Genomic DNA, 16,498 nt, shown 5'->3' with positions numbered 1-16,498 from the left:
GGACCGGATCACGAGCGGATTCACACCATGCCGGAGAATACTATGCCTGAGATCATCGTGGTCGGCGCCGGAGTCCTCGGAACCTCCGTCGCCTATCGCCTCGCCCTCGCGGGCGCCCGCGTTACCGTGCTTGAGGCCACGCGGGTCGGCGGCGGTACGTCCGGCATCAGCTTCGCCTGGACCAACTCCTGCAACAAGGAGCCGCGCAGCTATCACGACCTGAACGTCGCCGGCATGAAAGCGCACGCGGCATTGAAGGACGAATTCGGCGCAACGCCCTGGTGGCATGGCGGCGGCCGCGTCGAATGGAAAACCGAGGCCGAGCGCGACGCTCAGCGCACCAGGGTTTCGCGTCTGCAGGACTGGAGCTACCCGGCCGAGTGGATCGACCGCAGGCAGCTGCTCGAACTCGAACCGGACATCGACCCTGCCGCGATCGGTGACGCACCCATCGCCTGGTACCCGAACGATGGCTGGCTCGATCCCGTCGTCTACGCCCACGCCATGATGCGCGCGGCATCCCGGCTTGGCGCGCATCTGAGGACGCTGACCCGGGTGAATTCGCTTCTCGTCGAAGGAGGCAAGGTCAGGGGCGTGCGCTGCGAGAGCGGCGAGACGCTCCATGCGGACCTGGTCGTGAACTGCACCGGCCGCTGGTCCAATGACACGATCGGCACGTCCGCTCCCAATATCCCGCTGGAACCCACGGTCGGCTTCCTGGTCTTTACGCCACCCGTGCCGGCTTCGATCCAGCGCGTGGTCTCCTCTCCGCTGTGCGATTTCCGACCGGATGGCGCGGGACGGTTGATGGTGCACTGGGGAGCGGCCGACGCGCAGGTGACGCCCGAGGTCAGCGAGCATCCCGGCATGGAACAGGCTGCGATCGTGATCGAGCGGCTGATCAGGGTCCTTCCCGGCATTGCACCGATCAAGCCGGAGGCCACGCGCGTCACCCAGCGCCCCATCCCCAAGGACGGTCTGTCGGCCATCGGACCCGTGCCCGGCCTCGACGGCTACTATCTGATGGTGACGCATAGCGGCGCGACGCTCTCGCCGGCGCTCGGAGCCATGGCTGCGGACGAGATCCTCACTGGCGTCGAGCGGCAGGAACTTGCCGATTTCCGTCCCGCGCGCTTCTTTACATAGAATAGGAGTCCGCGGCCGCCCTCCGGAAGGACGTTCATCCGGGCGCCTGCCGCGCCGAATGACGGGAGGGCAAGCCGTGACGGAGGTTCACGACCTTCAGCGCTTCGTTACCGCCCAGGAGCCGATCTTCGAAACCGCGCTTGCCGAGCTCCGCGCAGGCCGGAAGCGGACCCACTGGATGTGGTTCGTCTTCCCGCAGCTGCGTGGCCTTGGCCTTTCGCCGACAGCGGAACGCTACGGCCTGGCCTCCCTGGCGGAAGCGCGTGCCTATCTCGCCCATCCCGTTCTCGGCCCCCGCCTCGTCGCCTGCACCGCCGCTATCCTGGAAATCGAGGGTCAATCGGCGCATGCCATCTTCGGCTCGCCCGACGACATGAAGCTGCGCTCGAGCTTGACCCTCTTTGCGCTGGCCTCGTGCAGCGGCGACACTCTCTTCCAGCAGGGCCTGCAGCGCTATTTCGACGGCAAACCGGATCAACGCACGCTCGACCTGATCGGGAGCCGTTCCGAAAATTGGCCACCTGAGCCGTAAGTCGCGAGGTCGCACACGGCGCCCCGCCGCGCCGGACTTCGGCGCAGGGTCCGAAACGCAAAAAGCGCCGGGAAACCCGGCGCCTGCGGTAGTCTTGGTTGGGAAGAATGTCTGGAGCGGGCGAAGGGATTCGAACCCTCGACCCCAACCTTGGCAAGGTTGTGCTCTACCCCTGAGCTACACCCGCATCCGGACATTGGCGCGCCAAGCGGCGCGTGGCGGGCTTATTGCCCAAAGCGCTGCGAAGCGCAAGCGCCTTGTTGCAAAGTTTTTCGCCGATGCCCTGATTGGCGCCCCGCCGGCCCCAGAACGGCACCCTTGCGGTGATGCCGTCCGGCGGGCTAGGCAACGCCAAGAACTCTTTGTTTCCGACGAGTTACGATGACCGCGCCACTGACACCCGACGAGCTCTGCTCCCATCTGGCCACGCAGGGTATTCCTTTCCACAGGCTCGATCACGAGGCGGTCTTCACCGTCGCCGAATCGAAGTCCCTGCGCGGCACGATCGATGGGCACCACACCAAGAACCTGTTTCTGAAGGACAAGAAGGGCCGGCTCTTCCTGGTCTCGGCCCTGGAGAGCACACGAATCGATCTGAAACGGCTGCATCAGACGCTGGGAGCCAGCGGCCGGCTCTCCTTCGGCTCGGCCGAACTGTTGGAAGAGAAGCTCGGCGTGACGCCCGGTTCGGTCACCGCCTTTGCCGTGATCAATGATCGCGCCGGTGATGTGACGATAGTACTCGACGCCAATCTGATGAGCGGCGAGGCGATGAATTTCCATCCGCTGATCAACACCGCGACGCTGCGCATCGCGCGTGACGACATGCTGGGCTTCCTGCGCAGCACCGGACACGAGCCGCTGATCGTCGATTTGCCAGCACCGGTCGATGGACAGAACGACTGAACCTCCCCATCTATGTGGCGCGCGGCCCATGGCCATGCGCCCGGTTTCGTATGCCCGACCGTGATCGGCCCAGCGTGGCCGCGGTCGATCTTGTTGACGAGATGAAGGAAGACCCATGCTGCTCAACAGCGATGCGGCCGAGCAACCCGGCCTGATCAAGGATACGACGACCCAGGGCTTCCGGCAGGATGTCGTCGCCGAATCGATGAACCAGCCGGTTCTGGTCGATTTCTGGGCCCCATGGTGCGGCCCCTGCAAGCAGCTGACCCCGGTCATCGAGAAGGTGATCAAGGCTGCCGGTGGCAAGGTCAAGCTCGTCAAGATGAACATCGACGAGCACCCGCAGATCCCGGGCCAGCTCGGCATCCAGTCGATCCCGGCCGTCATCGCCTTCCAGCGCGGCCAGCCGATCGACGGTTTCATGGGCGCCCAGCCGGAAAGCCAGATCAAGGCCTTCATCGAGAAGCTCGTTGGACCGATGGGCCCGGGCGCGACCGAAGAGCTGGTCGCCGCCGCGCAGGAAGCGCTCGAGGCCGGCGATGCGGCCGGCGCGGGCGAACTCTATGCCAATGTGCTGGCGCTCGAGCCGGACAATGTCCCAGCGCTCGCCGGACTGGCGCGCCTGCATCTCGACATGGGTGATCTCGACGGCGCCAAGGGCATCCTGGCCACCGCTCCCGAAGCGAAGGCGTCCGATCCGGCGCTGGCTGCCGTGCGTGCCGCGATCGAGCTTGCCGAGCAGGCCGCTTCGCTCGGCGATACCGCCGAACTCGAAGCGAAGGTTGCGGCCAACCCCGGGGATCATCAGGCCCGCTTCGACCTGGCGCTGGCGCTGAATGCCCATGACAAGCGCGAAGAAGCCGTCGACCAGCTGGTCGCCATCATCAAGGCTGACCGGACTTGGAACGACGACGGCGCGCGCAAGCAGCTGCTGCAGTTCTTCGAGGCCTGGGGTCACATGGACGACGCCAGCGTTGCAGGCCGCCGCAAGCTCTCAACGCTGCTGTTTTCATAAGGTGCCGCGATGGAAGGGAGCGACACGCCCATGGGCATGAATGCCGTCTATAACGGAGCCCAGGACTGCCCGCTGGTGATCCCGGTCTTCCCGCTGGCCGGTGCGCTCCTCCTGCCGCGCGGGCAGATGCCCCTTAACATCTTCGAGCCGCGCTACATCGCCATGATCGACGATGCGCTGCGGGACCATCGCACCATCGGCATGATCCAGCCCGAGCCGGAAAGCGGCCGCCAGGCCGACACGCCCGGCCTGTTGCAGGTCGGCTGCCTCGGCCGGATCACACAGTTCGCCGAGACCGGCGACGATCGCTATATCCTGACGCTCACCGGCATCGCGCGCTTCCGCATCGTCGAGGAGCTCTCGGTGACGACGGCCTATCGCCAGTGCCGCGTCAGCTATGACGACTACGCCATCGATTTCACCGCCCGCGCGGGAGAGGACGAGGTCGACCGCAACAGCCTGCTCAAGGCGCTTCGCTCCTTCGCCAAGGCCAATGATCTCAAGATCGATTGGAAGGGCATCAACGAAGCGCCGAACGAGGCGCTGGTCAATGCGCTCTCGATGATGTGCCCCTTCGGTCCGCGCGAGAAACAGGCGCTGCTCGAGGCCTCCAGTCTGAAAAACCGAGCCGATGTCCTGGTCGCGATCACCGAGATCGAGCTGGCGCGCGGTGGCGGCGCCCCAGAGACGACCCTGCAGTGAACCTTTCCCACGCGCCTGCGGCGACAACCGCCCCCGTCACCTATCCGCCGCGCCGGGCCGTCACGGCCTGGCTGTTCTTCGACTGGGCGGCACAGCCATTCTTTACGCTGGTCACCACCTTCGTCTTCGCGCCCTTCTTCGCCTCCGCTCTCGCGGCGGACGCGGCAGAGGGACAGGCGCTCTGGGGCTATGCTACGGGCTTCGCGGGTCTCTGCATCGCCCTGCTCTCTCCTCTGATCGGCGGCATTGCTGACCGCACGGGCCCGCGCAAGCCCTGGATCGCCGCATTCGGTGCGCTGCTCGTCATCGGCTCGGCCCTGCTCTGGTTCGCAAGGCCCGGCTCGCCCGCCGCCGTTCCAATCGCACTCGCCGGCTTCATCATCGCCACGATCGGCGCCGAATTCGCCACCATCTTCAACAATGCGATGATGACACGGCTCGTGCCGCCGGAGCGGCTCGGCTGGCTCTCCGGCACGGGTTGGGCCATCGGCTACCTCGGCGGTCTGATCTCGCTTGCGATCACGCTGGCGCTGCTCGCCGCTGATCCCCTCACCGGCAAGACGCTGGCTGGCCTCGTACCGATCCTCGGCCTCGACGCAGCCGCGCGCGAGGGTGACCGCGCCTCGGGGCCGCTCACCGCGCTCTGGTTCGTCATCTTCGTCACACCGATGTTCCTGCTGACACCGGACTCGCCGGGAACCGGCATGCGCCTCAGGGAAGCGGCGCAGGGCGGCCTCTCGCGACTGAAGGCGACCATCGCCGAACTGCCACGCCTGCCCTCGCTTGGGCGCTTCCTGCTCGCCAACATGATCTATCAGGACGGGCTTGTGGCGCTCTTCGCCTTCGGAGGCATCTATGCGGCCGGCGTCTTCGGCTGGCAGACCATCGAACTCGGCATTTTCGGGATCCTGCTCACCATCACCGGGACGTTCGGCGCCTGGTGCGGCGGCAAGCTCGATGACCGCATCGGCGGCAAGCCCGTGGTGCTGGGCGCCATCGCCTGCCTGCTCTTCGCCTGCCTCGGCATCCTCTCGCTCGGGCCGGACCGCATCTTCTTCGTAGTATCGGCCACGCCTCCGGCGCCAGGCGACGGGCTGTTCGCTTCGGCGCCCGAGCGGATCTATCTCGCTCTTGGCCTGCTGATCGGCCTCGTCGCCGGCCCGCTCCAGGCCTCTTCGCGCAGTCTCATGGCCCGTCTCGCACCGGCGGGCCGGCATGGCGAGTTCTTCGGCCTCTTCGCACTATCGGGCAAGGTGACCTCGTTCATGGGCCCGACCTTCGTGGCGCTGGCGACCACCGTCTTTGCCAGCCAGCAGGCCGGGCTGGCGGTGCTGATCGCGTTCTTCCTTGTGGGCGGCGCTCTGCTCGCCGGCGTCAATGTGAAACAAGGGCTGGCCAGGTAGGACGCGGGACCTTCCGCCACCGCGCCTTTCCTCACAAGGAGGGGCTGGTGGGCCCTCTCGCTTATGGCAACGCCTTCAGATAGCGAACCGGGCGGCCCGGCGCGGCTGCCTGAGCCGCGTGCACGATCGCGTTCGCATCGATCCCGAAATGCCGATAAAGGTCGGCGATGGTGCCGGTCTGACCGAAATGCTCGACGCCGAGCGCCTTCTGCTTGTGGCCGTGCACGCTGCCGAGCCAGGCCAGTGTCGCAGGGTGTCCGTCGAGCACCGAAACGATACCGCAATCGCGTGACAGTTCGCCGAGCAGCCGCTCGATATGACTGGTCGCGCCATGATTGCCGCGCTGACGCGCCCGCTCGGCCGCCTGCCAGCCGGCATTGAGCCGATCGGCCGAGGTGATGGCGAGCAGGCCGACATCGCGCCGGTCTTCGCCGAGCAGCCCGACAGCCTCGATCGCCTCCGGCGCAACCGCACCGGTATAGGCGATGACGACTGAGGCGTTCGGGCCGGGCTTCCTGAGCCAATAGGCGCCATCGATGATGTCGCGCTCGAGATCGGCCGTCATCGCCCGCTTCGGCTGCTCGACCTGCCGTGTCGAGAGCCTGAGATAGACCGAGCCGCCGGTCTCGTCGCGCAGCCAGGTGCGCTCGTCGGGATCGCCCTCGCCGTCTTTCTGCAGGTATTCGAAAGACCAGCGCATCATCACGGCGAGTTCGTCGACAAAGGCCGGCTCGAAGGCGCAGAGCCCGTCCTGGCTCATGCCGATCAGCGGCGTCGCGATCGACTGATGCGCGCCGCCCTCCGGCGCCAGCGTCACACCAGACGGCGTCGCGACCACCATGAAGCGCGCATCCTGGTAGCAGGCATAGTTCAGCGCATCGAGCCCGCGCGAGATGAAGGGATCATAGAGCGTGCCGATCGGGATCAGCCGCTCGCCGAAGATCGAATGTGACAGGCCAAGCGCCGAGAGATTGATGAAGAGGTTCATCTCGGCAATGCCGAGCTCAATGTGCTGGCCCTTCGGCGAAAATTCCCATTTCTGCATCGAGGGAATGCGTTCGTCCTTGAAGGTATCGGCCATCGAGGCGCGGGCGAACAGGCCGCGCCGGTTCACCCATGGACCGAGATTGGTCGAAACGGTGACGTCCGGCGCCGTGGTGACGATACGGTCGGCCAACGGGCCGCCGAGCTTCGCCAGCTCGTCCAGCACCTTGCCGAAGCCCATTTGCGTCGACATCGTCGCCTGGATGCCGGCCTCGAGTTTCGCAGGCACGGGCAGCGACGGCGCCGAGAAGCGACGGCGCCCCTGGGAGAAGAAGGGCACCTTGTCGAGATAGCCGCGGAGCTCGGCTTCTGGCAGCGACAACCCTTCGAACAGGTCCCACTCATGGCCGGGACGGATCGTGTTGGCTTGCTTGAAGCCTTCCATCTGCTCCTTGGTCATCAGCCCGGCGTGATTGTCCTTGTGCCCGGCGAGCGGCAGGCCAAAGCCCTTGACGGTATAGGCGAGGAAACAGACCGGCCGGTCGTGATCGATGCCCTCGAAGGCTTCGAGCAGCGAGGGCAGATCGTGGCCGCCGAGATTGCACATCAGCTTCGAGAGCTCGGCGTCGGAGCGGCTCTCGATCAGCGTCGTCACGGGCCCCTGATCGCCGAGATCATCCATCAGGCGCTTGCGCCAGGCCGCACCGCCCTGGAAGGTCAGGGCCGAATAGAGCTGGTTCGGGCAGGAATCGATCCAGGCCTTCAACCGCTCGCCCCCCTTCTCCTTGAAGGCGGCCTGCTGCAGCGAGCCATATTTCAGCGTCACGACATCCCAGCCGAAATTGCGGAACATCGTCTCGAAGCGGTCGTAGAGCCCCTCGCGGATCACTGCATCGAGTGACTGGCGGTTATAGTCGATCACCCACCATGTGTTGCGGACGCCGTGCTTCCAGCCCTCCATCAGGGCCTCGAAGATATTGCCTTCGTCGAGTTCGGCATCGCCGATCAGCGAGACCATGCGCCCATCCGGCCTGCTTGTGCCCCAGCCATGGGCCTTCACGTAATCCTGGGTCAGCGAGGAGAAGAGCGTCTGCGCGACGCCGAGGCCGACCGAGCCGGTCGAGAAATCGACATCGTCGATATCCTTGGTGCGCGAGGGATAGCTCTGGGCTCCCTTGTATCCGCGAAAATTCTCGAGCTTCTCGCGTGTCTGCAGCCCCATCAGATAGTTGATGGCGTGGAAGATCGGCGAAGCGTGCGGCTTCACCGCGACCCGATCCTGCGGCTTCAGCGCCGCCATGTAGAGCGCCGTCATGATCGTCGCCAGCGATGCGGACGAAGCCTGATGCCCGCCCACCTTCATCCCGTCGCCGTTATCGCGCAGGTGGTTGGCGTTATGGATGGTCCAGGATGCGAGCCAGAGAATCTTCTTCTCGAGTTCGGCGAGAATCGGCAGACGGGGATCGGTCATTTGGCTTCTCTCGGTGCGGCAAAGCCATCATGCACGCTTCCGGCAGCGATTTTTGCCAAAGATCGCCGACGATGCTTTCCATCTTAGCGCTTTCCGCTAATCCTGCGAACGAAAGCGAGACAAGATGCCAGACTACAAACTCGACGATATCGACCGGCGTATCGTCCAGGCTCTCCAGGCCGACGGACGCATGAGCAATCAGGACCTGGCCGAAAAAGTCGGGCTTTCGCCCTCACCCTGCGCAAGGCGGGTTCGCCTGCTGGAAGAAGCCGGCATCATCGAGGGTTATGTCGCGGTCGTGAACCAGGACAAGCTCGGCCTGCCGGTCTCGGTCTTCGCCTCGATCAAGCTGGAGCGGCAGCGCGAGGAAGAGCTCGACCGCTTCGCCGCAGCGGTGACGCGCTGGCCTGAGGTGGCCGACTGCTACCTGATGACCGGCCCGCGCGACTATCTGCTCCGCATCATCGTCAGCGACCTCGCCGCCTACGAACGGTTCCTGAAGGACAAGCTGACCCGGCTCGATAATGTCGCCTCGATCGAATCGAGCTTCGCGCTCGGGCAGGTCAAGCGTTCCTTCTCGGTGCCGGTGGAGCTTGGGCGGGGATAGCCAGGCGAGCGACCAGCTACGCCGCCGCTTGATCATGTCCCTTCTGGATGTCCTTCTGGCTCTCCCCGAGCCCACGCTCGGACATCTCTATTCGCCCGGCAGGAACGCCACGCGTCCCGCGTCATCGCGCACCGTCTCGATCCCGACGCCGTAGAGCTCCATCAGGCTTGCCGGCGTCAACAATTCCTGCGCGACGCCGCTCGCCAACATGCGCCCCGCGCGAATCATCATGACCCGGTCGGCATGCCGCAGCGCCTGATTGGGGTCGTGCGTGGTGAAGAGCACGCCCAGTCCCTCAGTCGCGAGGCGCCTGATCTAAGCCATCACCTTGCCCTGGTTGCCGAAATCGAGGCTTGCGGTCGGCTCGTCGAGAATGACGTAGCGCGGCTCCTGCGCCAGAGCGCGGGCGATCAGCGCGAGCTGGCGCTCGCCGCCCGAGATCTGCGTGTAGGGCCGCTCGGCCAACCCCGCGATGCCGAGGCGCTCCAGCATCGCCATCGCCACCTCGCGATCATGCCGTGAGGGGGCGGCGAATAGCGCGCCATGCGCGGTGCGCCCCATCAGGACGACAGCGAAGACGGAGAAGGCGAAGGTTCCGGCATGGGCCTGCGGCACGTATCCCAGCGCCCGCGCCCGCTCTGAGACCGTCAGGCCGGCAAGCGGCTTTTCATCAAGCGTGAGCCCGCCGGCATAGGGTGGCAAAAGGCCGAGCAGGGTTTTCAGCAGGGTCGTCTTGCCGCTGCCATTCGGCCCGAGCAGAGCAAGAACCTCGCCCGCCCGCAGGGCCAGCGTGATCGCCCGGCCGATCTCGCGCTCAGGATAGCCATAGGCGAGATCGACGGCACTGAGGCTCACGACCAGCCTCCGCGCGCCGACGCAAGCAGCCAGATGAAGAAGGGCGTGCCGATCACCGCGGTGAGGATGCCGAGCGGCGTCTCGACCGGGCCGATCGTTCGCGCCAGCGTGTCGATGATCAAGAGGTAGCCGCCGCCGAGGATCGCGGCGGTCGGCACGAGCTTGCCGAAATCGGGCCCGACGAGGAATCGCGCGAGATGCGGCACGACGAGACCGACCCAGCCGATGATCCCGGCCGCCGCGACGCTCGCGGCCGTGACCATCGTCGCGGCCGCGACGATGGCAACGCGCAAGGGGCCGGTGTTCAGTCCGAGCGCCCGCGCCTCTTCCTCCGGCAGCGACATCACGTTCATGCGCCAGCGCAAGGCAATCAGAACCACGGAGCCCAGAGCGACCGGGCCGAGCAGCGGCAGGAGATCAGCCTTTGCGGTCCCGGCAAGGCTGCCCAGCAGCCAGAAGGTCATGGCCGGAAGCTGGTTATAGGGATCGGCCCAGTATTTCACGAGGCCGATCCCGGCGCCGAGCAGCGAGCCGATGACGACGCCGGTCAGGACGAGGGCCAGCACCGGATCGCCACGCCGGATCGCCGAGCCGACGACATAGACGGCGCCAACCGCGATCAACCCGCCGATGAAGGCTCCGAGCTGGATCCCGACGATGCCGAGCGAGAAATAGATCCCGACCACCGCGCCGAGCGCCGCGCCAGACGAAGCCCCGAGGATGTCGGGCGAGACCAGCGGGTTGCGGAACAGCCCCTGGAAGGCCGTGCCGGCGACGGCGAGCGCCGCCCCGCAGAGCATGGCCGCAATCACGCGCGGGCCGCGGATATTCCAGATTACCGTTTCAAGTTGCGGCGGCAGGCCCGACGGCTGACCACTCACCTCCGCCCAGAGGATGCGCAGCAGATCACCAGGCCCGACCGGGAAGCGCCCAAGCGCGAAGGCCAGCACGACGCCAAGCGCGAGCAAACCGAAGGCGAACAGAGTTCCGCGCGCGAAGGATGGCGACAAGGGCTAGCCTCGCCCGGCCAGGACACGGTCGAGCTGCACGTCGGTCGGCGTCACCTGATAGAACAATGTGTGGAATTCGCGGGCGAGCGGGCGGATGTCCTCGGGGAACTGGGCGGGATAGAGCAGCTTCGCCAGCCACCACAGCCCGATCATCCGGTTGACCGAGGGCGGAAAATCGACCCAGCCGAAGGGCAGCTTCGGGGAGAGATGCACGCGGCGATCGCGCACCGCCCGGACATTCGCCCAGGCAGGATCGCTGGAGACGCCATCGGCGAAGGCGGAATCGATGGTGACGATCACCTCAGGATCCCAGGACAGGACCTGCTCGAGCGAGACATTCGCAAGCCCGCTGCCCGGGGTCTCGGCCGCGACATTGCGCGCCCCGAGGAAGGAAAGTGTCTCGACATTGATCGAGCCGCCGAGCCCAGTCTCGAGCCCGCGCGGGCCGCGCGCGTAATAGACCGAGGGACGCTTCTCCCCGGGAATGGTCGCGATACGTCCCTTGATCGTCGCCATCGCGGTCTCGCACCAGCGCGCCAGCGTCTCGGCGCGTTCGCTGCGCCCGGTCAGTTGACCGAGGATGCGATAGCTCGCCGGAATCTGCTCGAAGCGACCATCGAGCAGCGCATAGGGGATGCCGGTCTGTTCCTGCACCCGCATTGCCAGCTCGACATAGGTCCTGCCCGTCGAACCGGCATCGACGATCAGGTCCGGCTTGAGACCGAGCACCGCCTCGAGATTGGCGCTGTTGCCACGCCCGGTGATGCGACCGACTTCCGGCCTGTCGCCGACACCAGGCAGCAGGAATTCGCGCTCCTCCGCACGATTGGCGCGCGGCCAGCCGAGCAGCAGATCCGGTGCCAGCGTATAGAGCGTGATCGCAGCCGGCGGCCCGGCGGGAAAGACACGCTCGACCCGGGCCGGAATGGCCATCTCACGCCCGGCGCCGTCGCGCACGGTTGCGGCACGCGCAATGCGCGGCGCGGCGAGCGTCGCGGCAAGGCCGCCGAGAACGGTCCGACGGTCAGGTCCGCGCATGATCATGCTCCGTGCCGACGCCCGATTGCGGGCAGCGGTTCGGTTTTATGTCGAGAAGCGGCGTGCCGTCGACGCAGTCGAGCCCGCGCACCCGCAGCGCGCCCTCCTCCACCCCAATGAGTTTGACCCGCGACAGGGCGATCGGATTGGGCCGGACCGGTGAACGCAGCGCAAAAGTGCCGAGAATCTGACCGCTGGATTTCGGGCTCTGGGTCAGCAGATCCCTTCGGGCCAGGTTCATCCAGTACAGCAGGTCGAGATACGCGCAGGTTTCGACGCCGGCCAGCGCCGGCCACCAGATCGCATCGAGCTCGACACGGCAGATAGGCCCCGCTTCCGGGTCTCCACGACGCGGGCATTGATCGCGTGAGGCGAAGGGCGTGCGCAAGCGGCCGATGAAGACGAGATGCGCGTCCTGCCGATCGGGCAAGGCAGCGATGGTCTCGCCCGGTCGCGTCGCCTGCCAATCCATTGCCAGCTCCGTCACTTCGACCCGCCATGTGGGAGCGCCGGCGCGGCAAAGCCGTGTTTCGCCAGAATCTCCTGCCCCGCCCGCGACAGGATGAACATGGCAAGCCGCTAGCCGTTTGGCGAGGCCTTGCTCATCACGGTCAGCCCGTAATCGGCCCCGACCGCGAGCACGGCCGGCAACCGGACCAAGGTCACGCCGGGCTGCTCCCGGGCGAGTGGCTGGGCATTGGTGCGATAGGCCAGGAAGATGTCGGCCTCGCCACTGGCGAGCTTGTGGCCATAGGCATTGACGCCGTCGGGGGCCGCAACGCTGCCCGGACCGCCCGTCAGCTGCAGTGCCTTGGCCTCGAGCGCCGCCTTTGCGCCCGGCTTCAGGGCTTCGGCCCGCGCGAAGACCTCGAAGGCGTAATCGCCGGAGGGATCCGCCTTCGGCGTCGACGTGCCGAGCCTAATGGATGGATCGAGCATGCGTTCCAGCACCGTCTCGGCGGTGACCATCACGCCCGGCCGAACGAAGGCGCAGAGCTCGTTGCGCGCAAAGAGCACGACCGGCCCGGCCAGGCCCGCTTCCGCCAGTGCAGCCGGGTGGTCCATGTTGGCGGAAGCAAACACCTCCGCGACCTCGCCCTTGGCCAACTGCTCGCGCAGCAGTCCGGATGGGCCGTAGACAGCTTCGACCCGGAGCCCGGTCACGGTCTCAAATGCCTGCGTCACCTCGGTCAAGGCTGCCCGCAAGCTCCCGGCAGCGTGGAGCAGGGCCGGCTGCTGTACCTGAGCGGCAGAGACCGCGCCCTGCGGCATCAGACGCTCGGCGACAATGAGAGTGGGCACAGGCTGATGCATCGGCCTGCATAGCATCGGATGCAAAGGGCTGCGTCCGGTCGCCCCTGCAAAGCGGCGATCGCCTTCTGCCATTCAGGGCTCATGAGCCGATTCACGCTAGCCTGCCGTCATCGATCTGGCCTCGCGATCGCGCACCAATCCCGAGCCGAGCACGATTGCCGTGCGGTGGCCTCCGAACTCGCCGACGATCTGCGCGACAACCGCCTGACAGCGCCGATGGTGCGGTGCCCAGCCTTTGCGCTGGCGTCGCCCGCGCTCCCAGAGCGCAGTACTCTCCCGCAACAGGCCGAACTGCCGCGTCAACCGTCCGACCGGGGTCGCAAGGGTCAGCAGGAACTGAGCCAGCATCGGGGCCTGCGTCCGAAAACGGGGAAACGAATTTCGGACGCAGTCATGCGCAGTCCCTGTGTCCTCAGGTCAGTGCGCCGCGCCCCGCGACTGGCCAAAGCGTCTCGACATGCGCATCCGGACCGTGCAGCCCGCGCACGCCGACATACCAGTCGTGCAGGTTCACCGTCGGGTCGCAATGGCCCGGAATGAGCAGGATGCGATCGCCGCGATGCGGCAGTGCGATCGGATCGCCGGTGAGCACGCCATGCTCGTCAGAGGGTTTGGTATAAATGACGCCGTCGCGCTGGAAGGGCATGGGCATGCCGGAATCGACCGCCGCCGCCTTGTGCCCGGCATCGACGATGGCACGGTCCGGAACGGGCTTGCTCATCACCCCGGCGAGGACGAAGAGGGCGTGCTCGAAGGCCCTGAAGGGAGTGCCGTCCGCCTGTCGATTGCGGGCGTAATCTGCATCCATGAAGATGTAGGAGCCCGCCTGGATCTCGTTCCAGATGCCGGACTGGCTTTCGAGCTCATAGGTACCGGTGCCGGCGCCGCTGACATACTCGCAATTGAGGCCCGCCTGGGCGAGACGCTCGACCGCGTTCCGCGCAAGCAGCCCGGCGCGCTCGATCGCCTCGCGCCGCTCGTCGATCGAGCGCATGTGCTGGGCAGCACCGTGATAGGCCTGAACACCGGTGAAACGCAGAGAATTGCTACGCGCGACCGCCTCGGCGATCCGCACGGCTTCGCCGACTGCAACGCCGCAGCGGCGTCCGCCGATATCGAGTTCGACCATGACATCGAGCATCACGTCGTGCCGCGCCGCCGCCTCCGCCGCCTCGCGCACGCCCTCGGGATGATCGACGCAAAGGCCGATCCGTGCGTTGCGCGCCAGCTTGGCAAGCCGATCGAGCTTGGCCGGGCCGACGATCTCGTTGGTGACCAGAACATCGCCGACACCGCCCGCGACGAGAACCTCGGCTTCGGAAACCTTCTGGCAGCACTGTCCGACGGCGCCATGGGCGATCTGAAGCAGTGCGATGTCCGGGCTTTTATGGGTCTTGGCATGAGGACGAAGACGTACGCCATGGGCCTGCGTATAGGCGGCCATGGCGACGAGATTCCGCTCGAAGGCGTCGAGATCGAGAACGAGCGCTGGCGTGTCGATCTCGGCGAAGCTCTGGCCGATCTGGGCCGGCGGGGGCGCGGGCATGGGTGTACGCTATCTCCTGAATCAGTTGCAGCACTGTGGCTATGGGACGCCAGCTTCTTGTCTGGAACAAGACCGGAGCACGAGGAGCCACCCCTCCGCCATGCCTGTGGCATATCGCGGTCGACCATGTTAGGCCCCGCGCCATGAAGATCGGCCGCGTTACCGACGACACCTTTGCGCTCTTTGCCCGCGTCTGGCGCGAGCGTGTCAACGCCTACCTGCCTCAGATGGCGATGATCCTGGCACTTGTGGTGGTGATCGCCGCGACAACCAGTTTCTACCCGCTGCTCATCAAGGCGGCCTTCGACGCCTTCGCCGATCCCCTGTCGGCGGAAGCGACGGGCTTCGTACGCCGGATGGAGCGTCTCGTCTCGAAATCGATCGGGATCGAGATCGGCGTGGTCAACGCCGTTGCCGTCGTCGTCGTCATCGTGACTGCGATCAAGGGCTTCTCGCTGCTCACGCAGACCGTGATGACCAATAGCGTGGTCAGCCGAATCGAAGCGGATATGCAGTCCGCGCTTTACGCGCATCTGATCGATGCCGATCTTGCTCAGCTCCAGCGTGAGAACCCCGCGTCGCTGACCCAGCGCTTCACCACCGACTTCACCTATGTGAAGGAGGCGCTGACCCGGATCATCAACATCGCCGTGCGCGATGTCATGACCTCCATCGCACTGGTCGGGGCCCTGCTCTGGATCGATTGGCAGATGACCCTTGTCGTCCTGCTGATCGCGCCGATCGTCGCGCGCCCGATCGGCCGGATCGGCAAGAAGCTGCGACGCATGGCGATGTCGCAGCAGGAGCAGACAGGCATCATGGCAAGCCTCGTCACGGAGAGCCTGCAAGGTGCCCGCGTCGCCAAGACGGACTCGCTCGAGCCCTATCTCAAGGCGCGCGCCGCGCATGCCTTCGAGACGATCCGCTCGCTCAAGATGAAGGCTGCCAATGCCCGCGGCCGGCTCGACCCTCTGCTCGAGGTCGCCGGCGGCATGGCGGTCGCCGGCGTCCTTGCCGCCATCGGCGTCAGGATCACGGCCGGCACCAGCACGATCGGCGATTTCACCGGTTATGTCTCGGCGCTGCTGCTCGCGGCGCAGCCGATGCGTTCGCTCGGCAACCTCAACGCCATCCTGCAGGAGGCAGGTGCCTCGCTGAAACGCTACTATGCCCTGATCGACGAGAAGCCATTGGTTACCGAGCACCCCGGTGCGCAGCCTCTCAAGGTCGGCGCCGGCGAGATCGCCTTCCGGCACGTTCGCTTTCGCTATCGCGATGATGCCCGCGCCCTGGAAGGCATCGATCTCGTCGCACAGGGTGGCAAGATGACAGCGCTGGTCGGTCGCTCCGGCTCCGGCAAGTCGACGCTGCTCACCCTGGCGCCGCGCCTTTACGACCCGAACGAAGGCCGCATCGAGATCGACGGACAGGATCTCCGCGACGTTACGCTCGCCAGCCTGCGCGGCCAGATCGGCGTCGTCAGCCAGGATGTCATGCTCTTCGACGATACGGTGCGGGCCAACATCGCCTTTGGCCGGCCGGGAGCGACCGAGGCCGAGATCATGGCCGCCGCCAGGGATGCAGCGGCGCATGATTTCATCATGGCCATGCCCGACGGCTACGATACGCAGGTCGGCGAGCGCGGTTCGAAACTGTCAGGCGGCGAGCGCCAGCGTGTCGCCATCGCGCGAGCCATCCTCAAGGATGCGCCCATCCTGCTGCTCGACGAGGCGACGAGCGCACTCGACACCGAGTCAGAGCGGCTCGTCCAGCAGGCGCTCGCCCGACTGATGAAGAACCGCACGACGCTGGTGATCGCCCATCGCCTCTCGACTGTGCGCGAGGCCGATCTCATCGTCGTGCTGGAAGAGGGCCGGATCGTCGAGACCGGTAGCCATGATGCTCTGATCGAGCATGACGGCACCTATGCCCGGCTGCACCGGCTGCAATTCACCGAGAATTGAGACGC

17 protein-coding genes and 1 tRNA gene are annotated in these 16,498 nt (G+C 66.1%); 8 read left to right on the top strand and 10 right to left on the bottom strand.

Annotated features, from left to right (window positions below; all coding sequences use genetic code 11):
* Positions 1-27: 27 nt before the first annotated feature.
* Together BIWAKO_RS10910 and BIWAKO_RS10905 are read left to right on the top strand one after the other, a co-directional pair.
* Entirely contained in the window at positions 28-1,146 is a 1,119-nt protein-coding gene (locus BIWAKO_RS10910; protein ID WP_084651254.1) for an NAD(P)/FAD-dependent oxidoreductase, read from the top strand.
* Positions 1,147-1,222: 76 nt separating this feature from the next.
* Positions 1,223-1,678, top strand: coding sequence for a DUF1810 domain-containing protein (locus BIWAKO_RS10905; protein ID WP_069882363.1), 456 nt, complete (start codon positions 1,223-1,225; stop codon positions 1,676-1,678).
* Between the two features lie 112 nt (positions 1,679-1,790).
* Here BIWAKO_RS10905 and BIWAKO_RS10900 read toward each other — a convergent pair.
* Positions 1,791-1,865, bottom strand: a tRNA-Gly gene (locus tag BIWAKO_RS10900).
* A 194-nt stretch (positions 1,866-2,059) separates the two neighbouring features.
* Here BIWAKO_RS10900 and BIWAKO_RS10895 point away from each other — a divergent pair.
* From BIWAKO_RS10895 to BIWAKO_RS10880, 4 genes are all read left to right on the top strand, one after another.
* The gene (locus BIWAKO_RS10895; RefSeq protein WP_069878704.1) at positions 2,060-2,584 is read left to right on the top strand and encodes a prolyl-tRNA synthetase associated domain-containing protein; all 525 of its coding nucleotides are present in this window, start codon (positions 2,060-2,062) and stop codon (positions 2,582-2,584) included.
* 115 nt (positions 2,585-2,699) lie between these two features.
* On the top strand, positions 2,700-3,599 hold the full coding sequence (gene trxA / locus BIWAKO_RS10890) for a thioredoxin (protein WP_069878703.1): 900 nt from the start codon (positions 2,700-2,702) through the stop codon (positions 3,597-3,599).
* 30 nt (positions 3,600-3,629) lie between these two features.
* Positions 3,630-4,301 carry an LON peptidase substrate-binding domain-containing protein gene (locus tag BIWAKO_RS10885; protein WP_069878702.1) on the top strand — a complete coding sequence of 224 codons (672 nt, stop codon included), beginning with the start codon at positions 3,630-3,632 and terminating at the stop codon, positions 4,299-4,301.
* On the top strand, positions 4,298-5,704 hold the full coding sequence (locus BIWAKO_RS10880; RefSeq protein WP_069878701.1) for an MFS transporter: 1,407 nt from the start codon (positions 4,298-4,300) through the stop codon (positions 5,702-5,704). Before BIWAKO_RS10885 ends, BIWAKO_RS10880 begins: the two co-directional genes overlap by 4 nt.
* Before the next feature lie 61 nt (positions 5,705-5,765).
* Here BIWAKO_RS10880 and BIWAKO_RS10875 read toward each other — a convergent pair whose 3' ends face one another.
* Positions 5,766-8,159 carry a transketolase-like TK C-terminal-containing protein gene (locus BIWAKO_RS10875; RefSeq protein WP_069878700.1) on the bottom strand — a complete coding sequence of 798 codons (2,394 nt, stop codon included), beginning with the start codon at positions 8,157-8,159 and terminating at the stop codon, positions 5,766-5,768.
* Positions 8,160-8,283: 124 nt separating this feature from the next.
* Between BIWAKO_RS10875 and BIWAKO_RS10870 the strand changes: the two genes are divergently transcribed.
* Complete coding sequence (locus BIWAKO_RS10870; RefSeq protein ID WP_043242082.1) at positions 8,284-8,766, top strand: Lrp/AsnC family transcriptional regulator; 483 nt, start codon at positions 8,284-8,286, stop codon at positions 8,764-8,766.
* Positions 8,767-8,853: 87 nt separating this feature from the next.
* Here BIWAKO_RS10870 and BIWAKO_RS37320 read toward each other — a convergent pair whose 3' ends face one another.
* The 8 genes from BIWAKO_RS37320 to BIWAKO_RS10835 form a co-directional block, all read right to left on the bottom strand.
* Positions 8,854-9,051, bottom strand: coding sequence for an ATP-binding cassette domain-containing protein (locus tag BIWAKO_RS37320; protein ID WP_371331924.1), 198 nt, complete (start codon positions 9,049-9,051; stop codon positions 8,854-8,856).
* A gap of 30 nt (positions 9,052-9,081) precedes the next feature.
* The gene (locus BIWAKO_RS10865) at positions 9,082-9,621 is read right to left on the bottom strand and encodes an ABC transporter ATP-binding protein (RefSeq protein ID WP_371331923.1); all 540 of its coding nucleotides are present in this window, start codon (positions 9,619-9,621) and stop codon (positions 9,082-9,084) included.
* Complete coding sequence (locus tag BIWAKO_RS10860) at positions 9,618-10,631, bottom strand: FecCD family ABC transporter permease (RefSeq protein WP_084651253.1); 1,014 nt, start codon at positions 10,629-10,631, stop codon at positions 9,618-9,620. Before BIWAKO_RS10860 ends, BIWAKO_RS10865 begins: the two co-directional genes overlap by 4 nt.
* Before the next feature lie 3 nt (positions 10,632-10,634).
* Positions 10,635-11,669, bottom strand: a complete 1,035-nt coding sequence (locus BIWAKO_RS10855) for an iron ABC transporter substrate-binding protein (RefSeq protein ID WP_069882361.1) — start codon at positions 11,667-11,669, stop codon at positions 10,635-10,637.
* A complete protein-coding gene (locus BIWAKO_RS10850; protein ID WP_069878699.1) occupies positions 11,656-12,141 on the bottom strand; it encodes an SAM-dependent methyltransferase in 486 nt (161 codons plus the stop codon). Before BIWAKO_RS10850 ends, BIWAKO_RS10855 begins: the two co-directional genes overlap by 14 nt.
* Before the next feature lie 107 nt (positions 12,142-12,248).
* Positions 12,249-12,971: a molybdate ABC transporter substrate-binding protein gene (locus tag BIWAKO_RS10845; protein WP_201788615.1), complete on the bottom strand. Its 723-nt coding sequence runs from the start codon at positions 12,969-12,971 to the stop codon at positions 12,249-12,251.
* A gap of 108 nt (positions 12,972-13,079) precedes the next feature.
* Positions 13,080-13,331, bottom strand: a complete 252-nt coding sequence (locus tag BIWAKO_RS10840) for a hypothetical protein (protein WP_069878698.1) — start codon at positions 13,329-13,331, stop codon at positions 13,080-13,082.
* Between the two features lie 64 nt (positions 13,332-13,395).
* A complete protein-coding gene (locus tag BIWAKO_RS10835) occupies positions 13,396-14,529 on the bottom strand; it encodes a DSD1 family PLP-dependent enzyme (RefSeq protein WP_069878697.1) in 1,134 nt (377 codons plus the stop codon).
* Positions 14,530-14,672: 143 nt separating this feature from the next.
* On the opposite strand from BIWAKO_RS10835, the gene BIWAKO_RS10830 reads away from it, so the two are divergent.
* The gene (locus BIWAKO_RS10830; protein WP_069878696.1) at positions 14,673-16,493 is read left to right on the top strand and encodes an ABC transporter ATP-binding protein; all 1,821 of its coding nucleotides are present in this window, start codon (positions 14,673-14,675) and stop codon (positions 16,491-16,493) included.
* Positions 16,494-16,498 lie beyond the last annotated feature (5 nt).

It is taken from the genome of Bosea sp. BIWAKO-01 (assembly GCF_001748145.1).
Classification (GTDB): Bacteria; Pseudomonadota; Alphaproteobacteria; order Rhizobiales; family Beijerinckiaceae; genus Allobosea.
This window is presented reverse-complemented; position numbering and strand designations above follow the sequence as displayed.

Coding starts and splice junctions, on each gene's coding strand:
- BIWAKO_RS10910 (WP_084651254.1), top strand. CDS start 28: ATGCCGGAGAATACTATGCCTGAGATCATCGTGGTCGGCGCCGGAGTC.
- BIWAKO_RS10895 (WP_069878704.1), top strand. CDS start 2,060: ATGACCGCGCCACTGACACCCGACGAGCTCTGCTCCCATCTGGCCACG.
- trxA (WP_069878703.1), top strand. CDS start 2,700: ATGCTGCTCAACAGCGATGCGGCCGAGCAACCCGGCCTGATCAAGGAT.
- BIWAKO_RS10885 (WP_069878702.1), top strand. CDS start 3,630: ATGGGCATGAATGCCGTCTATAACGGAGCCCAGGACTGCCCGCTGGTG.
- BIWAKO_RS10875 (WP_069878700.1), bottom strand. CDS start 8,159: ATGACCGATCCCCGTCTGCCGATTCTCGCCGAACTCGAGAAGAAGATT.
- BIWAKO_RS10870 (WP_043242082.1), top strand. CDS start 8,284: ATGCCAGACTACAAACTCGACGATATCGACCGGCGTATCGTCCAGGCT.
- BIWAKO_RS10855 (WP_069882361.1), bottom strand. CDS start 11,669: ATGCGCGGACCTGACCGTCGGACCGTTCTCGGCGGCCTTGCCGCGACG.
- BIWAKO_RS10850 (WP_069878699.1), bottom strand. CDS start 12,141: ATGGATTGGCAGGCGACGCGACCGGGCGAGACCATCGCTGCCTTGCCC.
- BIWAKO_RS10840 (WP_069878698.1), bottom strand. CDS start 13,331: ATGCTGGCTCAGTTCCTGCTGACCCTTGCGACCCCGGTCGGACGGTTG.
- BIWAKO_RS10835 (WP_069878697.1), bottom strand. CDS start 14,529: ATGCCCGCGCCCCCGCCGGCCCAGATCGGCCAGAGCTTCGCCGAGATC.
- BIWAKO_RS10830 (WP_069878696.1), top strand. CDS start 14,673: ATGAAGATCGGCCGCGTTACCGACGACACCTTTGCGCTCTTTGCCCGC.